Annotated in this window: 16 protein-coding genes and 5 pseudogenes; 11 read left to right on the top strand and 10 right to left on the bottom strand. The window is 54.5% G+C overall.

Going from position 1 to position 21580, the window contains the following annotated elements:
* The first annotated feature begins 55 nt into the window (after nt 1-55).
* The 3 genes and pseudogenes from NJLHNGOC_RS09815 (at nt 56) to NJLHNGOC_RS09825 (ending at nt 2193) form a co-directional block, all read left to right on the top strand.
* Nucleotides 56-259, top strand: coding sequence for a CopG family transcriptional regulator (locus NJLHNGOC_RS09815; RefSeq protein ID WP_113596206.1), 204 nt, complete (start codon nt 56-58; stop codon nt 257-259).
* The gene (locus NJLHNGOC_RS09820) at nt 246-1403 is read left to right on the top strand and encodes a DNA cytosine methyltransferase (protein WP_113596207.1); all 1158 of its coding nucleotides are present in this window, start codon (nt 246-248) and stop codon (nt 1401-1403) included. The genes NJLHNGOC_RS09815 and NJLHNGOC_RS09820 overlap by 14 nt, the downstream gene beginning before the upstream one ends.
* Before the next feature lie 112 nt (nt 1404-1515).
* Nucleotides 1516-2193, top strand: a pseudogene (locus tag NJLHNGOC_RS09825) (transposase).
* A gap of 75 nt (nt 2194-2268) precedes the next feature.
* Here NJLHNGOC_RS09825 and NJLHNGOC_RS09830 read toward each other — a convergent pair.
* Both NJLHNGOC_RS09830 and NJLHNGOC_RS09835 read right to left on the bottom strand, forming a co-directional pair.
* The gene (locus tag NJLHNGOC_RS09830) at nt 2269-2895 is read right to left on the bottom strand and encodes an Eco29kI family restriction endonuclease (protein ID WP_165837910.1); all 627 of its coding nucleotides are present in this window, start codon (nt 2893-2895) and stop codon (nt 2269-2271) included.
* Between the two features lie 48 nt (nt 2896-2943).
* Nucleotides 2944-3375, bottom strand: a complete 432-nt coding sequence (locus tag NJLHNGOC_RS09835) for a very short patch repair endonuclease (RefSeq protein WP_010512073.1) — start codon at nt 3373-3375, stop codon at nt 2944-2946.
* A 228-nt stretch (nt 3376-3603) separates the two neighbouring features.
* Between NJLHNGOC_RS09835 and istA the strand changes: the two genes are divergently transcribed.
* Nucleotides 3604-5124: an IS21 family transposase gene (gene istA, locus NJLHNGOC_RS09840; protein ID WP_239021456.1), complete on the top strand. Its 1521-nt coding sequence runs from the start codon at nt 3604-3606 to the stop codon at nt 5122-5124.
* Nucleotides 5039-5596 carry an IS21-like element helper ATPase IstB gene (istB, locus tag NJLHNGOC_RS09845; protein WP_239021458.1) on the top strand — a complete coding sequence of 186 codons (558 nt, stop codon included), beginning with the start codon at nt 5039-5041 and terminating at the stop codon, nt 5594-5596. The genes istA and istB overlap by 86 nt, the downstream gene beginning before the upstream one ends.
* 86 nt (nt 5597-5682) lie before the next feature.
* On the opposite strand, the pseudogene NJLHNGOC_RS09850 reads toward istB, so the two are convergent.
* A pseudogene (locus NJLHNGOC_RS09850) lies at nt 5683-6492 on the bottom strand (IS256 family transposase); the annotation flags it as partial.
* Nucleotides 6493-6736: 244 nt separating this feature from the next.
* Here NJLHNGOC_RS09850 and NJLHNGOC_RS09860 point away from each other — a divergent pair.
* Nucleotides 6737-7579, top strand: a complete 843-nt coding sequence (locus tag NJLHNGOC_RS09860; protein ID WP_113596210.1) for a sulfotransferase — start codon at nt 6737-6739, stop codon at nt 7577-7579.
* Here the strand turns inward: NJLHNGOC_RS09860 and NJLHNGOC_RS09865 are convergent.
* The 4 genes and pseudogenes from NJLHNGOC_RS09865 to NJLHNGOC_RS09880 form a co-directional block, all read right to left on the bottom strand.
* Complete coding sequence (locus NJLHNGOC_RS09865; protein ID WP_133258724.1) at nt 7563-8516, bottom strand: helix-turn-helix transcriptional regulator; 954 nt, start codon at nt 8514-8516, stop codon at nt 7563-7565. The two genes, NJLHNGOC_RS09860 and NJLHNGOC_RS09865, sit on opposite strands and share 17 nt — an antisense overlap.
* Before the next feature lie 158 nt (nt 8517-8674).
* A pseudogene (locus NJLHNGOC_RS09870) lies at nt 8675-9170 on the bottom strand (hypothetical protein); the annotation flags it as partial.
* A 338-nt stretch (nt 9171-9508) separates the two neighbouring features.
* Complete coding sequence (locus NJLHNGOC_RS09875; RefSeq protein WP_113596212.1) at nt 9509-10285, bottom strand: segregation and condensation protein A; 777 nt, start codon at nt 10283-10285, stop codon at nt 9509-9511.
* Nucleotides 10275-11612 (bottom strand): site-specific integrase, encoded by a 1338-nt coding sequence (locus NJLHNGOC_RS09880; RefSeq protein WP_206059761.1) that lies wholly within the window; start codon nt 11610-11612, stop codon nt 10275-10277. The genes NJLHNGOC_RS09875 and NJLHNGOC_RS09880 overlap by 11 nt, the downstream gene beginning before the upstream one ends.
* Before the next feature lie 433 nt (nt 11613-12045).
* Here NJLHNGOC_RS09880 and NJLHNGOC_RS09885 point away from each other — a divergent pair.
* Nucleotides 12046-13504 (top strand): annotated as a pseudogene (locus NJLHNGOC_RS09885) (tyrosine-type recombinase/integrase).
* A 327-nt stretch (nt 13505-13831) separates the two neighbouring features.
* On the opposite strand, the gene NJLHNGOC_RS09890 reads toward NJLHNGOC_RS09885, so the two are convergent.
* On the bottom strand, nt 13832-14230 hold the full coding sequence (locus NJLHNGOC_RS09890; protein WP_014106908.1) for a MerR family transcriptional regulator: 399 nt from the start codon (nt 14228-14230) through the stop codon (nt 13832-13834).
* Nucleotides 14231-14303: 73 nt separating this feature from the next.
* Between NJLHNGOC_RS09890 and NJLHNGOC_RS09895 the strand changes: the two genes are divergently transcribed.
* Genes NJLHNGOC_RS09895 through NJLHNGOC_RS09910 form a run of 4 tightly spaced genes read left to right on the top strand, consistent with a single transcriptional unit; the run spans nt 14304 to nt 20554 of the window.
* A complete protein-coding gene (locus NJLHNGOC_RS09895) occupies nt 14304-14954 on the top strand; it encodes a cation transporter (RefSeq protein WP_014106909.1) in 651 nt (216 codons plus the stop codon).
* Nucleotides 14947-16389, top strand: a complete 1443-nt coding sequence (locus tag NJLHNGOC_RS09900) for a TolC family protein (protein WP_014106910.1) — start codon at nt 14947-14949, stop codon at nt 16387-16389. The genes NJLHNGOC_RS09895 and NJLHNGOC_RS09900 overlap by 8 nt, the downstream gene beginning before the upstream one ends.
* Nucleotides 16386-17420 (top strand): efflux RND transporter periplasmic adaptor subunit, encoded by a 1035-nt coding sequence (locus NJLHNGOC_RS09905; protein WP_014106911.1) that lies wholly within the window; start codon nt 16386-16388, stop codon nt 17418-17420. The genes NJLHNGOC_RS09900 and NJLHNGOC_RS09905 overlap by 4 nt, the downstream gene beginning before the upstream one ends.
* Nucleotides 17420-20554 (top strand): efflux RND transporter permease subunit, encoded by a 3135-nt coding sequence (locus NJLHNGOC_RS09910; protein WP_014106912.1) that lies wholly within the window; start codon nt 17420-17422, stop codon nt 20552-20554. Before NJLHNGOC_RS09905 ends, NJLHNGOC_RS09910 begins: the two co-directional genes overlap by 1 nt.
* 119 nt (nt 20555-20673) lie before the next feature.
* On the opposite strand, the gene NJLHNGOC_RS16765 is transcribed toward NJLHNGOC_RS09910, so the two are convergent.
* Together NJLHNGOC_RS16765 and NJLHNGOC_RS16770 are read right to left on the bottom strand one after the other, a co-directional pair.
* Entirely contained in the window at nt 20674-21087 is a 414-nt protein-coding gene (locus NJLHNGOC_RS16765) for a transposase (protein WP_456306358.1), read from the bottom strand.
* A gap of 248 nt (nt 21088-21335) precedes the next feature.
* Nucleotides 21336-21548 (bottom strand): annotated as a pseudogene (locus NJLHNGOC_RS16770) (IS3 family transposase); the annotation flags it as partial.
* Nucleotides 21549-21580: the final 32 nt, after the last annotated feature.

Consider the following 21580-nt stretch of genomic DNA (forward strand, 5'->3'; position numbering starts at 1 on the left):
CTTTCTCTGAAAATGCAAAATATGCAGCGGATAGCCGCGGATTGATTCGGAGTGAATGATGGGTAAGGATGGCAAGGACGCTCATCGGGTGACTGCCACCCTAACAAAACAGCAGCATGCTGAGATGACGCGTCTGGCGCGTAAATATGGCATGACAACTGCATGGCTTGTGCGCAGAGCCTGCGAACGCCTGATTGAACAAGAAAATGGCGGCCCGCTACTACCTTTGGGTCTGGGGAACCTTAATGCTGAGCGCTGAGCTTTTTTGCGGTTGCGGAGGATTGGCACTCGGCATGTCGAGGGCTGGCTTTGAGCATGTGGTACTCGCGGAATGGAACAACGACGCTGTCACGACCCTCCTTCACAACAAAAAGCGCCGCATTAAGCACATTGCTCAGTGGCCCGTTACCGGCGTGACAGATGTAAGGGATGTGTCTTGGACATCCCATGCTGGCAAAATTCGTGTCGTTTCCGGTGGCCCTCCATGTCAGCCATTTGGAATTGGTGGAAAAAAACGCGGCCACGAAGACGATCGTGACATGTGGCCGGAAGCAATAAGAGCAGTTCGAGAGGCTCGCCCGGACGCTTTCTTGTTTGAGAATGTCAGGAATCTTGCTGGCCCTAGATTTCAATCCTATCTTGAATGGATTGCTTTACATCTTCGCCATCCGGACGTAGTGCGTCGTGGCAATGAAACTTATGCCGGCCATCTAGAACGACTGTCGCATATAGGGCGCGAGGGAGATTATCGTGTTCATATTCAGGTCGTGAACGCAGCGGATTACGGTGCTCCTCAAATCCGTCATCGTGTTCTAATCTTTGGCATTGCGTCTGATCTGAACATTATCCCCGATACGATGAAGCCCACGCATTCCCGAGATCGCCTACTTTGGGATCAATATGTAACAGGAACTTATTGGGATCGTCACGGTATGCCTTGCAAACAGCCCCCGAAAACCGGGCCTAACGCATCTCGTATCGCAAAATTGAAAGCCCGTAAGAATGAGCCGGAGGGACGTCCTTGGGTTACCGTACGGGATGCTTTGATGGGACTGGGAGAACCAGACGGGGTAAATAATCACGTCATGCAATCGGGTGCCCGCGTGTATCCCGGACACACTGGAAGTCCCATGGATTTACCCGCCAAAGCCCTCAAGGCAGGGGATCATGGTGTACCCGGTGGGGAAAACATGGCTGTAAGAGACGATGGTAGCGTCCGATATTTTACCACACGAGAAGCGGCACGGTTGGTCGGTTTACCTGATAACTATGTCTTTCCAAGATCTTGGACGGAAAGCATGAGGCAATTAGGTAATGCCGTCCCTACTCAATTAGGAGAAGCAGCAGGGCTCTGGATAAGACATTTTTTGATGCAAGCAGATAAACTTCAACACGCGGCTTGAAAAAATAGGCCTATGAATCATGGCTCCCAAGGATGAAAATTTCTTGGAGATTTTCCAGGATCTGTTGGGAATTATGCCTTTTTCAAGCATCTGAATGTGATTCAGAATCCATATGGATCGCTTCGTACCGACAGACGCCCAATGGGTAAAAATAGAACCGCTGTGCCTTGGCAAGAAACAAGAAAACAGATCGCGGGCGCAGCGGGCAGGACAACCGTCTTTTCATCGATGCTATATTGTGGATAGCCCGGACAGGAAGTCCGTTGCGGGATCTGCCGATGTATTTCGAGCACTGGAACTCGGTTTACTCACGCTACAGCGACTGGACGAAAACCGGGGTTTTCCAGAAGATTTTCGAAGCCGTCTCTGATGACCTCGACATGGAATATGCGATGATCGACGCCACGGTGGTACGGGTTCACCGCCATGACCAGAGCGCAAAAGGAGAACCCGAAGTCAGGCGATCGGGGTGGCGCCCCTTCTTGAACCGGCAGATCTTGGGGCGCTTTTTGCCTACAAGGCATTCGACGTCCACTGGATCGTAGACGCCATACGCGCGCAAGGTGCCTGCGTGGTCATTCCCCAGCGCAGGAACCGTATCGACAGATGCCCGTTCGATGGAGTCCTGTTCAAGACGCGCCATCTCGTCGAGAACTTCTTCTGCAAATTCAAGAAGTTCAAGCGTATCGCAATGCGAAGCGACAAGATAGACAGATCATTTGCAACGATGTTTCATCTCCGCTGCAATCATCAATTTACGTTAATTCCCAACAGGCCCCAGAAAAAATAAAATTTATCTCAAATATGGATAGGATGCCTTAAGAGAAATTTTTATTCAATAATAATTATCAGATATCCATAAATTTTACATCCCCCTTGGACAATGTTCCGACAGGTATTTAGAAAGAGCATTTTCAATATCCTCTTTCGTTTCGGAACGCTCTCTGCAGCGTTGCGCCCATCCCCGTCCTGGATGAAAATGATCCCATAAGGGCCTTAAACCTTGATAACGTCCGCGACCAGGATCATGGTTACCGAAACCGTCTAGGATCCGGTTCCATACGGGTAGAAAATGTTCGATCAACAGGCTTTCCCCTAAGGGAATCCAAATATCATCGACCGATAGATAGCGAACTAAAAAATCCGAGACCTTTAAAGTTCCAGAGTCTTTTTCAACATCGCGTATACTTTCGCGATGTTCAATAATCCTCTTATATAACGCCTTACCCCGAGCACTGACAGTCAAACTGGCGCCCTTGCGTCCTCCGGAGGGAATTGCCTTGCCGATATAAATAGGCCACTTTGCTTCAGTGACATTTGCGTCAGCCATGGGTTGGTAAATGGGAAGATCTCCTTGATAATAGATAACATAGATACCAGCACCTTCGAACTCACGGATATGATCAAGTCTATGCGTAGGTTGGTTTAATAACGCATCAGCTACTGACTTACCAAGATTGCGCTTATCTAACGGATTATAAACTTCAGTCATCAAATACTCCAGAAATCGAATGTTTTTTTCCGTACATATATCCTCAACTCAGATGACTACATCATCTTTTTCAAGAAATCTGTGGAGCAAATTTTTTATATGGGTTTCATCGCTGAGCTGGCATTCCCATATAATCAGGGTTTGCCATCCCTCCGCGCTAAGCTTTTCCATGTGCTCAAGATCACGTTGTCGATTCCTTTCAAGTTTAGGCAACCAAAAATCCAATCGACTTTTTGGTAACCTTGCGTAACGGCATGTAGGATCGGGGTGACGATGCCAGAAGCAACCATGAATGAAGATAGCCTTACGGCGTTTTCGAAATACTATATCCGGCTTCCCGGGAAGATCCTTGGCATGAAGACGGTATCGATAACCCATCGCATAAAGCATACGGCGGACCAGCATTTCTGGTTTCGTATCTCGCCCTTGTATACACGCCATGCGTGCGCTACGGGCCGCAGGAGATAAAGTATCAGCCATATGGGTTTATAACAGTCTTTGCCCAATATCATATAACCTTGCGTTCATATCCGAACTTCGATAAGCGCCTTATCATGATGATTGCCGAACGCCCCATTAGCAAATAGAGCACTGGCTGTTGATTTTCACTGAGAACTGACCCGGGTAGGGCGGAAATTTTCATCGAGATTTGACCCATGCCTTCACACTCCCCGGCAGCATCTGCTGGGGGTTTGAGGAGTGATTGACATGGAGCTTCTGAGTGTGATCCGTCGGTGGCACTGCCGGGATCATCTTCCGATCCGCGAGATCGAACGCCGGACGGGACTGTCACGCAATACGATCCGGAAATATCTCCGGGCACAGAGTATTGAACCGCGGTTCCAGGTCCCCGAACGTCCCAGCCGACTGGACCCGTTTGCTGACAGGCTGAGGGGATGGCTGGTCCTGGAAGCCGCCCGCCCCCGCAAGAACCGGCGCACGGCGCGACGACTGCATGAAGACCTGGTGGCACTGGGTTATGATGGATCTTACGGACGGGTGGCTGCTTTCATCCGGCAATGGAAACACGAACAGCACCAGGCACGCCAGACAACGGGTCGGGGTGTTTTCGTGCCCCTGAGCTTCCAGCCCGGAGAAGCCTTCCAGTTCGACTGGGGCGAGGACTGGGCGGTCATTGCCGGCCGTCGCGTCAGGCTGCAGGTTGCCCACACCAAACTGTCCTTCAGCCGGGCCTTCATACTCAGGGCCTATCCCCTGCAGACCCACGAGATGCTTTTTGATGCGCTTACCGAGGCCTTCCGCGTGCTCGGTGGCGTGCCACGGCGGGGTATTTTTGACAACATGAAGACCGCCGTGGACCGGATTGGCTCTGGCAAGGCACGTCAGGTCAACCTGCGCTTCATGGCCCTGGCCAGCCATTATCTGTTCGAGGCGACCTTCTGCAATCCGGCAGCGGGATGGGAGAAAGGGCAGATCGAGAAGACCGTGCAGGATGCCCGACGCCATATCTGGCAGGATCTGCCTGCCTTTCCTGATCTGGGGGCGCTGAATGCCTGGCTGGAAGCCCGCTGCCTGGACTGCTGGGAACGGCTGCAGCATATCGAACTGGCCCGGAGCATCGCCGAGGTCCATGCCAGCGAGCGTCCTCACCTCATGGTGCCGGGGCGTCCCTTTGACGGGTTTGTCGAACAGACCAAGCGCGTCTCGCCAACCTGCCTGGTCCAGTTCGAAGGCAACCGCTACAGCGTGCCGGCCTCCTTTGCCAATCGTCCGGTCAGCCTGCGGGTTTATCCCGACAGGCTGCGCATTGTCGCCGAAGGGCAGGTTCTGTGCGTGCATGACCGGATCATCACGCGTTCGCATGGTGTGCCAGGCCGCACGGTGTATGACTGGCGGCATTATCTGGCGGTCATCCAGCGCAAACCGGGCGCCCTACGCAATGGCGCGCCGTTTACCGAATTGCCAGCTGCCTTCCGGACCCTGCAGGATCAGCTGCTCAGGCGGCCTGGAGGCGACCGGGAAATGGCTGAAATCCTGGCCCTTGTGCTGCAGCATGATGAGCAGGCTGTCCTCTGCGCGGTTGAACTGGTACTTGAAGACGGCGTGGCGACCAAGACCCATGTTCTCAATACGCTTCATCGCCTACCAGACAAAGACCGCCCGGTTCCCTGCCTACAAGGATCTGTCCGGGTTCTCCTTTGCCGATACGCAGGTCAACGAGCCCCTGGTCCGCCAACTCCATGGAGGGGACTTCATCGAGCGTGCTGAAAATGTCGTGCTGATCGGTGGCCCAGGAACCGGGAAAACCCACCTAGCGACCGCGCTGGCCATCCAGGCGATCACCCATCACAGGAAGAAGGCGCGCTTCTGGTCAACGGTCGACCTGGTCAATGCGCTCGAACAGGAAAAGACCGCCAACCGGGCCGGGCAGATTGCCGACAGACTGCTCCGCCTGGATCTCGTGATCCTTGATGAACTCGGTTATCTCCCCTTCAGCGCGTCTGGGGGCGCCCTGCTGTTCCATCTGCTCAGCCGCCTCTACGAGCGCACCAGTGTCATCATCACAACCAATCTGAGCTTCAGTGAATGGGGAGACGTCTTTGGTGACCCGAAGATGACAACGGCGCTCCTCGATCGGCTGACCCATCACTGTCATATCCTCGAGACAGGAAATGACAGCTACAGGTTCCGCGCCAGCACCGCCGCGTCAAAAAACAGAAAGGACAGATCCTCTTCTTGACCGCCCGCCCGACTATGCCTGAAATAGCATCTGGCTGGGTCAATTCCTGATGAAAAACCCGGGTCAGTTCTCAGTGAAAATCAACAGCTCAAGGCCAGAAAGAGGAGCTTAACCGCCGCGTCGTCATTGGGGGGAATGCTCTCTGGCCCGGACGGCCCGCCTGAGCCTGGCGTTCAGCGCTTCTATGGCATTGGCCGTATAGACCAGTTTCCGGACGTCGGCAGGGAAGACGTAGAAAGGAATGACCTCCCCCCATGCCCCCTCCCAGGACTGGACGATCGCTGCATATTTCCGGCCCCAGGGGCTTTCGGCAAAGGCAGCCAGAGCGGTTTTTCCTGTCTCGGCATCCACCGCCCGGTAGATATCCTTCAAAGCCGTGATCACGGATTTGCGGTCTTTCCAGGCAACGAAATCCAGCGAATGGCCCAGCAGATGAACGATGCAGATCTGCGCTAGGGTTTTGGGGAAAACGGTGCGGATGGCGCGGGGAAAGCCCTTGAGTTTGTCAACCACGGCCAGTAGGACACCCTCGACGCCACGATGGCGTAGCTCGTTCATGACACGGAGCCAGAATTTGGCGCCCTCTTTCTGCTCGATCCGCAGGCCGAGGACCTCCTTCGTGCCGTCGGCGCGTACCTCCAGGGCGATATGCACCGCCTTGTTGTGCACCATGCCTTCATCGCGGATCTTCACCCGCAGTGCATCGAAGAACACCACCGGATAGACCGCCTCCAGCGGCGCTGTCACTTCGTCCAGAACGGCGTCGGTGATGACGCTGATCAGGTCCGGCAAAGCTTCCATCCCATAGATTTCAAGCGGATGCTCTGGATCTCACATATGTTCATCCCACGCGCATACATCGAGATGATCCGACCGTCGAAGCCGGGAAACCGCCTTGTCGCAAAGGGAAAAGACGCCAGGATCGCTATTACCGCAATCATGCGAAAGCTCGTCATCCTCGCAAACGCCCTGCTCCACAAAGATCACTTCTGGATGCCAAAAGCTGCCTGACCACAACGGATACTCTCAGGACGATAAAAAATGACCGAATTTGGTTACTAAATGACCAGAATTGGGCAGACGCAAGCATATACTCGATATTAGGTAACACCCTTTGGCACGGCTGAAACGGGGTGTAAAATGTCATCACAGTTCATTTTCCATTGCATGTCGGGACTACCGCGCTCGGGATCCACGCTTCTGGCCGCCATTTTAAGACAAAATCCATCTGTTCAGCATGCCGGAATCACCTCACCTGTCTTACCCATGATAGTAAAAATATCTTCCATCATGGTGGAGGGAGAACTAACAACAGAATTTAACGAAACGCAGCGTAAAAAATTAATTTCTGGAATTATAAATAATTACTACTCAAATAAAAAAGCGCCGCTTATTGGAAATATTGTTTTTGACAATCACCGCATGTGGTGCACCCGTCTAAATCTATTAGATTATATTCATCCACATTCGAGGGTAATTTGTTGCGTTCGAGACCCTGTGTGGATTATCAATTCCTTTGAAAGAATTATTCAATCCGATCCATTGCTTGGTTCTCGTTTGATTCCAATTGAACATCGCGGCACCCTGCATGAACGAGTTGAAGCTCTTCTTTCAAGTGGGGGGGCTTTCGGGTATTGCTGGAAAGCTATCAGGGAAGCATTCTATAGCAAATTTGCTAAAAAACTAATCATTGTTGACTATGATACTCTAACAAAAAGACCAAAAGAAACCTTAATGAGGTTAGAATCTATTCTAGGTATTAAACATCACATATATGATCTTAATAATATAAAATTCAATGATGCGAATAAATTTGATGAAAATTTAAACACTATTGGACTTCACTCTGTTGGAAAACATATCCACTCTCCTTCAAGATGCCTTACATTGCCCCCGGATATCGTATCTCGATTGGCGGGCTGCATGTTCTGGAGAGACCCTTCCGAAAATCGGGAAAATGCAGACATTATCTGCGATACCTGACTCTACCTCCTCTTAATAATGAGGGAGAAAATCCAAAAACTTTACGAAAATCCGAAGAAAAATGACTAGGATTACTGTAACCAAAATCTGATGCGATCATCACTATTGATGCTTCATCCTGACTCAACCTACGATATGCAGCATGCATACGCTCTTCGTGAAAAATCATGTAGGGACTCTTTCCAAAAAGCCGGCGGAATCCACGTTGAAGACTGGAGACACTCATTCCACCATATTTAGCAATCTGTTCCAACCGAGGTGGCTGACTAAGATCTGAAAGAATCATATCTCGTGCGTATAGAAGACGCTGATCACACCCAGACAACTGCGCTCTTGTCTCGCGCATCCCAAGAGTTGGAGCTTCTAAAATATATCCTGCTAATGCAAGCGCCTTACCCAGAAATATTATTGAATTATTTTCTTTAATTGATAAGCCAGAGAGAGTTTCCAGTATCCAGTTTGCGCCCTTATTAATCTCAATATTATTCGTGTTTTCTAAAAAATAATGACCACTCGCAATATTTTTGGAGAGCGCAGAACTTTCCTCTCCCATCCATTCAATCGCTTTTTTAGAAGGAAGAGATAGAGTTAACCCAATAACGTGACCTCGAGTTTTATAATCTATCACCGTTCCAGGACGATAACTGACATAATTCACTCCTTTTATCTGAAATCGTTCATAGCGCATGAAACCATCGCGACATGTCATACCTGTTGCTCCTCTTCCCGTCAGTTGAAGAGCAAAGTGTAATTTATCGTCATCATGAAATATGCTATAATCTAAACTCCCTTCATGATTCCGCCATATATAAACTTCTACGCCTTCCGGAAGTGAAGCAAGGCTAACATTTTGGTTCAAATTATATTTTTTTATTTCATCCATGCTGCCATTTAAGAAATTATTCGCCGATATCACGTTTTCTTCACAATCATTCACTGTGATCACTCCTTATTTTAAATCTTAGCATTCACAATTATGGTAGGATATACCGTCACATTCCGAATATGACTCATTTATTGGATTACGCCGACTGGCGGATGTCAATAACATGAAAAATCGCAGTAATTTAGCGGCCTAAAAATAGACGCCAGAGATCATGCACAAGCCTCCTTGTAGAACCTCCAGACCGAGATACCCATCTGCTTCGTCTTGTCGGCTAGGTTATCCTAAATGCCCGATCCAGAGAACAACCATGACGCCGATAGGCAGGGCTTTCAGCAGGGCGTCGTTGCGCCGGAACGGGGCAGCCTTGCCATGGCGGTTCCGGTCGGGTTTGAACGCGATCTTGGAGCCAGTCGGCACCAACAGGTTGGTTTCGGCCTCGCGCCGGGCATTGAAGAAATCGCGACTGTCAATCATCGACGCCGTCAGGGTGCTGCAACTGACCAGAGAGCCGGAGCGTGGCCGCCATGGCGAGAGGGTCAGGCCCCCGGCGACGAGGCGCTCCAGTTCCACCGAGCAGATCTCTCTGCCATCCTGTTCTTTCTGACTGCGCTGCCGGACCATGCGGTGAAAGACGTGGACCGTGGACCAGAGCAGCGGTTCGAGATCGGGCTCCAGCCACGTGTCGGTCAGCGTGGCTGATAGGGCATGGCGACGGGAGCCTTGCCCTTTCCATTCGGTGCCAGCTAGGTACGGCTGGACGCCGGTAGCATGACCTCCAAGGTCGGCCATGCCGGTGATCAGAGCGGACCAGGTCACGATGCAGCAGTCAGGTTTCCACCATTGTCCCTGCAATCGAGCGGGACATGGCCCATAGTCGTCTCGCAGCACCACCAATTTCTGATTCCTGCGGGGGCCCACGCAGTCTTTCATGGGCAATATGCAGTGTAGCATAAAATCAGCCGCGCATTCCCATCCTTGCGCACGCGAAAGCAGATCTAATGGCGAGATCCCGATAATTCCAGAGAATCTGCAACCACAATACATCATGCTGTGGGAAATTTAACCATATCGATCGACGCATCTCCCTGGCGCACCAATTCCAGCCCAGCCACAAATGTCGCAGCCACAGCCGTTCGACGACCAATGGTTCCTTCAGGTTCGGTAGATGCCATCGCGGGAACACAGTCCCATATGCTTCGAAAGGTTCCGTTCCTTATTTTCTGACGCATAAGGACCAATGCATCGGTCACACGCCAGTAAGAGGGCACATCGATCCGATAGATCGGAACGGATGTCTCGGCCCGTGCCAATTCCCGTTCCAGCGCACCGAGACAGGCTTCCATCAGACTGAAATACGTCCCCTGCCGTACAGAAACGCTGCCATCCGCATCTGTCCCGCCCCGCGTAAAAACCGACACACCAAGCTGCGGTCGCGCCTCCAGCCAGTCCGCCGCCGCACGCATCTGCAACAGCCCCTCGATCTGGCCGACCGTCCGGCGCGCCTCTTTTTCGGCAAGCTGTTTTTCCGCCTGCGTGGCAAACAGCAGCCGCGAGCGCAGGAATACCAGCCGGGCGATCCAGATCACCCAGTCCGCGCGCTGCATGAGCGGTGTTGTGCGGGCCAGCCGCTCCGCCTCAGCGACAAACTGGGCCGCCAGATCCGCGATGGACAGCACACCTAGGTCCAGACGCTGCCGTTCCGCCAGGTCCAGCAGCAAGTCCAGCGGCCCGTCAAACCCCTCGACATGAAATTCCGGCACTGCTGGACGCGGCAACCGACGCGGCGGATCACCCCAGTCTTCGTCCTCGTCAGGCGGCATCGGCGGTCTTCCCGGCATCAGCGCGCGTGTACTGCGGCCGGATGTCGAACACCAGCTCAGGCCAGTCCGTCCGCACCCGGTCCAGCGCCTGCCATGGCGTCCATTCCGCCGACCAGAAGTTGTAGACCAGCCGGGCACTGCGGCGGGCGCGCTGATCGCGCACGACTTCGACCTCGACCCGGCGCAACGGTAGCAGCGTGCCCCAATGCGCCTGCAGCCAGGCTGCCGCCGTGCGGGAGTCCGACCCGGCTTCCAGAATGGGACCCGGCACCGGCACCAGCCGGTGCAGATCAAAGGCACAAGCAGGGGTGCCTGCCGCCTGATGCTGCAGGGCAATCCGATGCATGCGCTCTGATGCCTGCCGCAGCAGCCGGGCCAGCGTCACCGCCTGCGCCCCCTTTCCCGCCATCGGCGCCAGCAGGCGCGCCTGTTCGTAGTCAAAATCCACCTGCCAGGGGATGATCCCCGGTCCCCGGGCCGCCACCCGGAACCGGGCCACTTCGTCTACCGGACCGCTTACCGTCAGCGTCGTCCGGACCCAGTCTGGGACGGCTCGCGTCGTGCATCGGCGTGCAGCCGCCCGAACTGAGGACTCTGGCGGAGACCCGGATTTTGTCCGCCGCGCGCGGTGGGCCGGGCGATCGGAACGTCCCAGCGCCCGGTCCAGCACAAACCGGATCCCCGGCACCGACAATGGATCCCCGACCGTGCCGTGCGCATCGATCCCCCGGAAGGCTGCTCCCCAGCGCAGTTGCGCGGCATCGCGCCAGGCCGCCCAGGACCGCACCGGACAGACGGCCGGTTCCCGGCGGCGCCGCAGGCGACGCTGCTGGTGGCGCCCGGACCGGGGCCGCAGCAGGGCGACGGTCATCCCGTCTGTCGTGTCGCTGATGTCTTCCACCGTCAGTCGGGCCAGCGCCTCGGCACCGATGTCCAGCGTGGCCGCCAGCAGCAGCAAAGCCCGGTCGCGCAGCCCGGGCAGGTCGGGGCCGCAGCGCCGCGCGGCGGCCAGCAGGGAAGCCACATCGATCCCGCCCCCGGTCCGGCGCACCCGCGTAGCGGGCAGGGCGACATCAAGCCTCTCTCCATTAGTGGCACACCACGCCGTCAGCGCCGCGCGATCCACCACCAGGCTCTGCCTTGGCCGTCCGGCCTTGGCCCGGGCCTCCAGCCACGCTGCCACCGCCACAGGGCCGACCGGAAAGCCGCTATCGGCGGGCAGGGTGCCGACAAAGGCGCGCCAGGAGGCCGCATAGGCCCGCGCCGTAGCGGGCGACAGCCCGACCGGCGACCGCGCTGCCTGCAGCGGTCGGTCGGTCTCAGCCATTCTGATCGGATCCCCGGTTTTCCGCCCTAAACTCGCTGCAGGCCGACGTCGGACGGACGGCGAAAGCGGACAGCCTGCCCACCCTCCGCAGGCAACTGCGCCGCCTGACCCTGACAATATTAAGGCGTTCGCGCGTCATATAATACGTCGTATCATGTTAACGGGTTTTGGAGAACAAAAAAGCGGCCGGTCTGTCCAGAATATTGCGGTTTTCCGGTCTTTCTGGTCTCTCCCCTGCGCGCCTGGCAAAATCTGACCAATTAAAAACCTACTTCCGATAAGTTATCTTGTCGGAAGTAGATGAAAAATTCCAAAATGCCTGCTAGAATCCCGAAATGCGCCTGCTCCAGAGCCTTTTCCCCAAGCCTGTCTGCGTACCCCTCCCCTGCTGCCCAGGTGACGGCCAGGGAGCATACGCGCGGGCAAGCCTGCCATGCTGAGCGATGTCCGGATCCTTGGCGCCAGCGGGCAGGCGCAGGCCGCGCTGCATACCCGCGTTGACCCCCTGACACGGCAGCGTCTGGCCGAGACACAGGACCCGGCGCGCTGGCGCGAAATCCTCTCGACCGCGCGGTTCACCCCGCCCCTGCCCCTGCTTCTGGCGGGCATCGAACAGCCGGACGGTAGCTATTCTCCGGATACCCCCCTCGCCCAGAACGTGCCGTATGCGTCGGCGGCCCAGCAGATGGCTCAGGACCATGTAGCCGATATCCCATCGGGGTTCGAACTGGTCGTCGGACTGGAAATCGATGATGGCACCCCCTGTTTCCTGGCCTGGTTCCGGCCGCTCCAGCCCGTAGGAACCTGTCCCGGGACGGCAGACACAGCGCCTCCTGCGCCCGTCGGCCAGCCAGCTGCTGCCGTCGCGCAATGGTTTTCTGTCGTCTCGGCCCAGCCCGTACCCGAACATGATGGCCGCCTGGCTACGGCCCGTCAGGCGGCCGATGCCTATATGCATCGCAGCAAGGCCGAGAACACACTACGCACCTATCGCGCCGCCGTGCGGTCCTGGTGTCGCTGGGCTGCCGGTCATGCCCTGCCCGCCCTGCCGGCCCGTAGCGAGGACGTTGCCGCCTATCTGGCCGACATGGCGCTGCAGGGCCGCAGGACCAGCACCATCGACCTGCATCGGGCCGCCCTGCGTTACCTGCACCACCTGGCGCAGATTGCCGTACCCACCGCCCACCCGATGGTGACCGCAACGCTTGCCGGCATCCGGCGGGAGGCAAAGGAGACCCTGCCCCGCCAGAAAACCGCGCTCACCTGGGACAGGCTGGTCCGGGTCGTCGAGGCCATCAGTCCCCATGATCTGGTCGGTGCGCGGGACCGGGCCATTCTCCTGCTCGGTTTTGCCGGCGCGTTCCGACGCTCCGAGCTTGCGGCACTGAAGGTGGACGACATCACGGTGGACGAGGATGGCATGCAGATCCGGCTGGGCCGGTCCAAGGGCGATCCCCAGCGCAAGGGTACTCTGATCGGCATCCCGCGGGGCCTGACCCGGAACTGCCCGGTTCTGGCATACGAGACCTGGCTCCGGCAGGCCGGGATCACGGAAGGTCCGGTCTTCCGGCGCATCTGGTCCGCGCGGGGCTACAGGGCAGGCGCCACGCCCGTCGGAACCCCGCCCAGGATCGGGCCGCACGCCCTGTCGGACCGGGCGGTCACGGACATCATCCGTAAACGCTGCGGCGACACTCACCTTGAGGGGGACTTTGGCGGACACAGCCTGCGCCGCGGCGCCATCACCACGGGCGCAAAGGACGGGTATGATCTCCTGGAACTGAAGCGCTTCTCGCGGCACAAAAGCCTTCANGGTCGTCGAGACCTATATCGACGAAGCCAGCATCAAGGCCCGGCATCCGGGAAGNGTCAAGATTCTGAGCCTGTCTTGACCCCATTTTCCAGAACGCCTCCACTCGCCTTCACATGTGAAGACGCACCAGTAGACATATCTGCTTCATAGATCATGCCAGCCTTATTCGAAGATAATTTCTCCCCGCATGAACCGCCGGACTGGAACGTCTGACTTGGGGGGGCAGCAGAATGTCTGCTTCAGAACTGGCCTGATCATAAACTGCCACCATGGGAGCACGTATAGTCCTTGAATTTCCCATGAGGATTTTTCAGATTCTGACACGTGAGGATGAGGCCGTATAATTATTTCGGGTAATCTTCCCATCAAATACAGAATCGACTAGCTGCGAAAAAAGTCAGGAGAACTAATTATCAAACGGAGAAAGTGCTTCAATAATTCGGCATTCTGAAATATTACCTCCCCGGCATGATTTTATTATCGTAGAAAGTTCATGACGCAATGCCTTGAGATCCGCAATTTTGTGCTCAATCTCTGCCATATGGTCACGAGCAATTCTATCAACTGTCTTACAATCCTGGGTTCCCTGATCCGTTAGGGATAATAGAACTCTTACCTGATCTAATGAAAAACCCAGATCACGGGATCGACGAATAAAAGACAGTCTCGCGAGCGCCGCATCATCATAAACGCGATAATTGCCATCGGTCCGCTGTGGCGGAGCCAGCAGTCCGATCCGTTCATAATAGCGGATCGTCTCGACTTTGGTATTCGTTGCCTTTCCCAAGGCGCCAATCGATCGCATTCCCTGCCTCTTGACCCTGTAGTTGCTACAGGCAGCATACATTAAAACAGATGATTCGTCAGGGAGGCGCTGGATGGCAGGAGGATGCTGTGGTGGATGCACAGATACGCCGCTACCAATCAATAAATCATGGCGGAGAGCGCTCCTGATCGCGCTTTTTCTCAATGCCAGCATGTTTGCCGTTGAAGCTGGGGCTGGCGTGTCGGTTGGATCTGCATCCTTACAGGCGGACGCGATTGATTTCCTTGGCGACAGCGCCAACTACGCAATAAGCCTCAGTGTTGCCGGAATGGCATTGCGATGGCGAGCTGGCGCGGCCTTTCTGAAAGGCCTGACCCTGTTCGTGGCTGGGATATGGGTAATGGCCAATGCTGGGTGGATGGTAATGAACAGCAACCATCCGCCTCACCCAGACGCAATGGGCGGCATTGGTCTGCTTGCCCTCGCGGTCAATCTAGCCTGTGCCCTCATATTATGGACACATCGGAAAGGTGATGCCAACCGCCGTTCCGTATGGATCTGCTCTCGTAATGATGCGATCGGAAATGTTGCCGTTGTGCTGGCAGCTCTGGGCGTGTTTGGCACTCGTTCTGCGTGGCCGGATATTGCGGTAGCTTCCATCCTTGCGATGCTTGGTATTAGTGGAGGTGTGCAGATTATGCGACAATCGAAAGTAGAACTAACAGATAAAAAATCAGATATATCACGACATATCAATGTATAAATCATATAATACTCTAGAATATATTAAGCAGGTAAGGAGACGAACACGCTATAATGCGGCATTCATTCTCCTGATTTTTCCCCTGCTCTGTGGCTGCACAAATAGTGGTCACTCAAATATTTCGCCGGAATCAGATGTCCAGAAATTTTCCAGCCGTCAATTTACGGATGCCGGATTGCAAGAATTCATTACAAAAGTTCTCGGACCAAACGTATCGAGTCAGGAAAACGCATGGGGCATCACTCGCCTGACGCTTGCTACCTTGTATTTTCATCCCGATATCCTTGTAGCTAAAGCTGAACTGGAAACGGCTCGCGCTGGAATCAAGACAGCCGGTCAACTGCCCAATCCCAGTTTCACGGTGCTGGGTGGCCCATCGGCTCATTACGTCGGCTACGGCGCGTCAATACTGATCGAATTTTTCGGCAGGCGTTATCACCGTATCAAAGAAGCCAGATATCGGGCTGCGGTCGCGCAATGGGAAGTCATCAATACTGCATGGAAACTACGCAGCGACACGCGGTCTGCTCTTCTCGGCGTCTGGGCTGTATCCGGGCGCCTCAAGCTTGTGGAAGAGACTGCGGCAGCTAAACGCGAACTCTTTACCCTGGAACAGGCACGTTTTGATCAGGGACGAGCATCCGCTTTCGAAATATCGCAGGTACGGACGGAAATGATCCATGCCGAGTTGTCTGTCAGTGATCTGCGGCGCGAGTATGCCGTCCGTAAGGCAGCTCTGGCAGGAGCAATCGGGGTTCCTGCCGAAGCACTTGATTCCATTGCTCTTGATACAAAAGCATTTGATGTCTGTCCCGACCTCATAGAATACCGCGATTCACAGGACATGAGATACCAAGCCGTAATGCAACGCGCGGATCTGCGGGAACTTCTTGCGTCTTATGACGCCGCCCGACAGGCTCTACGGGTCGAAGTTTCTCGACGCTATCCCGATGTCACCATCAGTCCCGCCTATAACTGGGATATTTCAAATCGCTTTGAGGTAAATCCCTCTCTGCAAATTCCGATTTTCAATCAGAACGAAGGCCCCATAGCTGAAGCTGTTGGGCAGGAGCATGAGGCGGCGGCTCGTCTCCGGCGTGCAGAGAACACGGTGTTTAAGTCCATCTCGCAGGCTACGGCCAATTACCGCGGCACGACATCAATTCTGCTACAGGCGGAAGAACTTGCCAAAACCGTACGGGTAAGGCTGAACCAGATGCAGCACCGCCTTCAGTCAGGTGCAATCGACCGACCAACGATGGTTATGACTCATATAGAGCAGATTCAAGCGGAGACCGCTCTTCTTGAAGCAGAAATTCAGCAACGGCAAGCCATAGGTCAGATCGAAGATGGCATGCAGCAGCCCATTTTTGATCACACCAATGCCGCGCAGGCTTCCGGCCTACTTGAAAATAACCACAGGAATTCACCATGAAAGCGAGGGCCTTCTGGCTGCCTCTTGCAGGTCTTTCTGTCTTCCTAGTTCTAAACGGGACAGACATTGCCATTGCAGATGATGATGATCAACCAGTTTCGGTTCTTGGTGCAGAGGCGACCGTGACGGTCTCCCCGGAAGCAGTTACGAAGAGCGGCATTGCTTCTGCACGACCCAGCATCGTGCCTTGGAGAAAGCTGGTTCCCGCCTATGGTTACGTTCTGAACGCAACACAACTTATCACTCTTGTTAGTAATTATGCTGACATGAAAGCGCGGCTGGAGAGCATGCAGGCACAGCAGACGCTTGCCCGTGCGAAACTCGATCGTGACAAAGGACTGTATCGCGATCGGCAGAATATCTCTCAGGAACAATTCCAGGAGACAACAGCTAGATTTCAGTCCAATTCAGCTATGGTAAAAGCAGAACAGGTCCTGGTAAATAACGCACTTAATATTATCAGACAGCAATTTGGTTCGGTCATATCTGACGCTACCGAAAAAAATACAATTTTCATTACACAGTTACTTCAACAACAAGTGGTCTTGGTCAAGGTGACCCTTCCACCAGATACGGATCTACCAACCCCACCAAGTCAGGCGGATGTGACCGATTATGGAAACACGGGTGGACACGGGACAATGCTCCACTATTTGTCTCCTGTAACCATGACCGATCCTGCTATTCAGGGGCGTAGCTTTTTCTATTTTGCGTCGGCTGAAAGTCAGCTTGTCGCGGGCATGAATGTTTCCGTTCTCCTGCCTACCGAAGAGGAACGTCCCGGTATCCGGATACCTGCATCAGCTATTATCTGGCTGCAAGGTAAGTCGTGGATATACCGTGATAACGGACACGGAAAATTTACACGCTTACCCCTTACGACCGACGTGCCGGACCGAGAAGGTGGCTACCTGATCCAAGATACTCCAGGACAAATCACACACGAAACGCAAATCGTCATAGAGGGTACGCAATTACTTCTGTCTGAAGAATTCCGAGCTCAGCTTGAATCAGGAGACGATGACGACTGATGACGGGACGTTCTTTCAGCCTTCAGGCAGCTATTATCGGGTTTTCGATCCGCTTCCGGGGCGTGGTTATCGCAACCGCATGTCTGTTGTTCTTCTATGGCCTGTATGGCTTGAGACATGCCAGCTATGATGTGTTTCCGGAATTCATTCCGCCACGGGTCACGATCCAGACCGAAGCCGCTGGTTTCACGCCGGAACAGGTCGAAACATTGGTTAGTCGCCCAATGGAAATTGCCCTGACCGGCCTCCCGGGTATTCAGCGCGTGCAATCGACTTCGATTCAGGGACTGTCAGTCGTCAACGTCCTGTTTGCGACATCGACCGATATTTATCGAGCCCGGCAACTGGTCGGGGAACAAATGAATGTTGTTGCACAGCAATTGCCAGCCGGTGTTCATGCTCCGACTATGACGCCACTGACCTCATCCGCCGGTCTGGTACTGGTGATCGGTCTGACGTCGGAACAACAGTCCTTTATGCAGTTGCGCACGCTTGCTGACTGGTCATTAAGGCCGCGTCTGCTGGCGTTGCCTGGTGTGGCTGGAGTCAGCGTGTTTGGCGGGGAGCGTCGGTCACTCCAGATACAGGTACATCCAGACCAACTCATCTTGCATCATATCGGACTCGATGACGTCCTTGCGGCTGCCCAGGAAGCGACTGGCATACAGGGGGCCGGCTTTATTGATACCCCGAACCAAAGAGTCGTTCTTCAGTCTGACGGTCAGGCCCTGACGCCAGAAAGTCTGGCCCGCACTGTGATTGTCCGCTCTGATAATGGTGCTGTCACACTGGGCAGCATTGCCACTGTAACTGAAGCCCCTATTCCTGCCTTCGGTGCGGCCAGTATCGAGGGAAAGACAGGCATTGTAGTTAATATATGGGAACAGTACGGTGCCAATACAATGGCCGTGACCCGGGAAATCGAGGCGGCACTTACCGATTTCCGCCCGCAATTGCAGGGACAGGGGATTACATTGCATGCTGACCTGTTCCGACCCGCCAATTTCATTACGACCGCATTGGGGAATGCCACACGAGCATTGCTTCTGGGCGGTTTTCTGGTGGTTGTCGTAATCTTTCTTTTCCTTTTTGACCTGCGAACCGCTGCAATCTGTTGCGCCACCATACCTTTGGCTATTCTGATAGCCCTGTCGTTGCTGGAGACACTCGGGGTTACTTTGAATGCCATGACCTTGGGGGGCCTTGCTATTGCCATCGGCGAGGTTGTGGATGACGCCGTGATCGGGGTCGAAAATGTTACACGCCGATTGCGTGAAAACCGGCTTCTGGTCCAGCCCGCATCTACAGCGCGCGTCGTACTCGATGCGTGCGTTGAAGTCCGCAGTGCAGTGGTTTACGCGACCTTTGCTGTCATTATCGTTTTCTTGCCTGTCATCGCCCTTCCCGGACTTTCGGGACGACTGTTTGCTCCACTGGCAACAGCTTATGTTCTTGCGGTCATGGCTTCTCTTGCCGCTGCTGTAACCGTTGTACCTGCACTCTGCGCATGGCTCTTGGCGACGCCTGGAGAAATCCGGAGAGAGCCCCCCCTGGCAGGATGGACCGCCAGAGCTTATGAACGTCTTCTGGCCAGATTAATGCGCCATCCCCGATTTGTTATAGGCGGGATGATCCTGACCACCTTGATAGGGTTTGCGGCCCTTCCATTCCTTGAAAGCGATTTCATTCCCGATTTCAAGGAAGGCCACCTTATCATTCATATGACGGCAGTTCCGGGGACTTCCCTGGAACAGTCTCTGAAATTAGGCAGACAGGTTACAGAAAAACTTCGTCAGCTTCCCGAAATCCGTTCGGTTGCTCAGAGAGTCGGACGCGCCTCGCTGGATGAGGACACGTATGGACCACATACCAGCGAGTTTGAGGTTGATTTGAATCAGGTGGATGGGAAGGCTTCCCGACAGATTGATGCCCGCGTTCGCAAAGCGCTTGACGGGTTCGTTGGGGCCAGTTTTTCTGTCAGTAGTTTTTTGACGATGCGCGTAAACGAAACCCTTTCTGGTTCGTCTTCGGCTGTGGCAATCAATATTATTGGCGATGATCTGGATGTATTGGATATCCAGGCAAATAATATTGTCCGCATGTTGCATCAGATACATGGCGCAACAGATGTCCGGATAGAAGCACCTCCTGGTGTTCCGGAACTTGCTATTCAGCTACGCCCTGCTGATCTGGAGCGCTGGGGGCTTCGGTCGGCGGATGTACTCCGATCCATCCATACAGCCTGGCAGGGTGAAACCGTGGGGCAGATATACGAGCGTTCTGCGGCTTTTAATGTTATGGTTCGTCTTGATGACGCAAGTCGTAATGATGTTGCGTCTGTCGGTTCCCTGCCACTGCATACTGTTCACGGAAACTACGTACCACTCCGCGCTGTTGCGGACATATATGAGACGAACGGTCGCTATCAGGTGTCACATCTGGGAGCACAGAGAACACAGACTGTCACCGCAAATGTTACAGGACGATCAGCTCAATCTTTCGTTCAGGACGCACGCACGGCTATAGCAAAAAATATCAAACTGCCTCTTGGAGCCTACGTTCAGTTTACATCCGCAGCGGAAGCTGAATCACAATCACGCAGGGAACTGTTTATAAATTCCGGGCTCGCTGCCATAGCGGTCATGATTCTGCTCTCAATAATCACACAAGGATGGCGCAATCTCGCTCTGATACTCGTCAATCTTCCCTTCGCATTTGTGGGCGGCATTCTGACAATCATTGTTTCCGGCACAACGCTAACTCTGGGGGCAACAGTCGGCTTCGTTACACTATTCGGGATTACGCTTCGGAATTCGGTGATGATGATTTCGCATTTTGAGGCTTTGGTCGAGCGGGAAGATCTCACATGGGGAGTAACAACAGCGCTCCGGGGGGCCAGAGACCGCGTCGTCCCCGTACTCATGACATCGCTCGTTACGGCGCTTGGACTGGCGCCTCTGGCTGTTGATATGAATGCGCCTGGGCGGGAAATCGAAGGACCTATGGCAGCTGTCATTCTTGGAGGGCTCATGACATCAATGATACTTAACCTGTTTGTTTTGCCTATTCTTGCTGTCAAATTTGGTAATTTTTCTGAAAACGAAACGGGAGTTCCGGAAACCTTGTTCAAGTGACAGGTATGGGCCACTGCTGCACCGAACTACTTGAAGATTATGTCCGATATGCCAATAGATGAGGTGGTCCCGTCCGTTCGGACAGTTTTGCGGGCTTGATAAGCTATACCCGATTGTTGTTATGCCGCCCTTCTGACGGCGTTGCTGTTGGCCATCTGGTCCGGGGTTAACCCCGGACCAGATNGCACGTCATAATACGCCTCATCGGGCGTACGTCCAGCCAGCGCCGTATGCGGACGCCTTTCGTTATAATGGGCGATCCATCTGCCAAGCCCGGCCCTCAGCTCTGATCCGGTCTCGAACGCGTGCAGGTAGACGCATTCATATTTCAGCGACCGCCACAGACGCTCGATGAACACGTTATCCAGCCATCGCCCACGCCCGTCCATACTGATGCGGATCTGACGCTCTTCCAGTATCCCGCTGAAACGGGGTGTCGTAAATTGCGACCCCTGGTCAGTATTGAAAATGTCCGGGGCGCCATAGCGCATGAGGGCATCCTGTAGCGCCTCGATACAGAACTCCACGTCCATCGTGTTCGACAGACGCCAGGACAGGACCTTGCGCGTGAACCAGTCCNATGATCGCCACGAGATAGAGAAATCCCCGTTTCATGGGAATATATGTGATATCGGAACACCAGACCTGGTNCAGGCCGATTGATGACCAGATCCCGTAGCAGATATGGATATTTCCGATGCTCCGGATGGGGCACGGTCGTGCGCGGCTTCTGGTAGATCGCCCGCAGGCCCATGATCGCCATGAGCCGCCGGACCCGCTTGCGGCCCACTTCATGTCCGTGGCGGCGCAGATGCCATGTCATCTGCCGTGAACCATAATACGGCGTTTCCAGGAACTGGGCGTCGATCAGCCGCATCAGCTCCAGATTGGCTTCGCTCTGTGGCACAGGCCGATAGTAGACGCCCGACCGGTTGAGTTGCAGTAGCGTGCATTGCCGGATTATCGGCAGACGCGCTCGCTTCGGGTCAATCATCTGCCGCCTCTGATCACGCCCAACCGAGCAGA

Source organism: Novacetimonas cocois (assembly GCF_003311635.1).
Classification (GTDB): domain Bacteria; phylum Pseudomonadota; class Alphaproteobacteria; order Acetobacterales; family Acetobacteraceae; genus Novacetimonas; species Novacetimonas cocois.

Bases quoted from the DNA above. Each gene is read 5' to 3' on its own strand.
- NJLHNGOC_RS09880 (WP_206059761.1), bottom strand. From the start codon at position 11,612: ATGGCTGAGACCGACCGACCGCTGCAGGCAGCGCGGTCGCCGGTCGGG.
- NJLHNGOC_RS09860 (WP_113596210.1), top strand. From the start codon at position 6,737: ATGTCATCACAGTTCATTTTCCATTGCATGTCGGGACTACCGCGCTCG.
- NJLHNGOC_RS09830 (WP_165837910.1), bottom strand. From the start codon at position 2,895: ATGACTGAAGTTTATAATCCGTTAGATAAGCGCAATCTTGGTAAGTCA.
- NJLHNGOC_RS09820 (WP_113596207.1), top strand. From the start codon at position 246: ATGCTGAGCGCTGAGCTTTTTTGCGGTTGCGGAGGATTGGCACTCGGC.
- NJLHNGOC_RS09815 (WP_113596206.1), top strand. From the start codon at position 56: ATGATGGGTAAGGATGGCAAGGACGCTCATCGGGTGACTGCCACCCTA.
- NJLHNGOC_RS09835 (WP_010512073.1), bottom strand. From the start codon at position 3,375: ATGGCTGATACTTTATCTCCTGCGGCCCGTAGCGCACGCATGGCGTGT.
- NJLHNGOC_RS09910 (WP_014106912.1), top strand. From the start codon at position 17,420: ATGACGGGACGTTCTTTCAGCCTTCAGGCAGCTATTATCGGGTTTTCG.
- NJLHNGOC_RS09890 (WP_014106908.1), bottom strand. From the start codon at position 14,230: ATGCGATCGATTGGCGCCTTGGGAAAGGCAACGAATACCAAAGTCGAG.
- NJLHNGOC_RS09875 (WP_113596212.1), bottom strand. From the start codon at position 10,285: ATGCCGCCTGACGAGGACGAAGACTGGGGTGATCCGCCGCGTCGGTTG.
- NJLHNGOC_RS09900 (WP_014106910.1), top strand. From the start codon at position 14,947: ATGTATAAATCATATAATACTCTAGAATATATTAAGCAGGTAAGGAGA.
- istA (WP_239021456.1), top strand. From the start codon at position 3,604: ATGGAGCTTCTGAGTGTGATCCGTCGGTGGCACTGCCGGGATCATCTT.
- NJLHNGOC_RS09905 (WP_014106911.1), top strand. From the start codon at position 16,386: ATGAAAGCGAGGGCCTTCTGGCTGCCTCTTGCAGGTCTTTCTGTCTTC.
- NJLHNGOC_RS09895 (WP_014106909.1), top strand. From the start codon at position 14,304: ATGGCAGGAGGATGCTGTGGTGGATGCACAGATACGCCGCTACCAATC.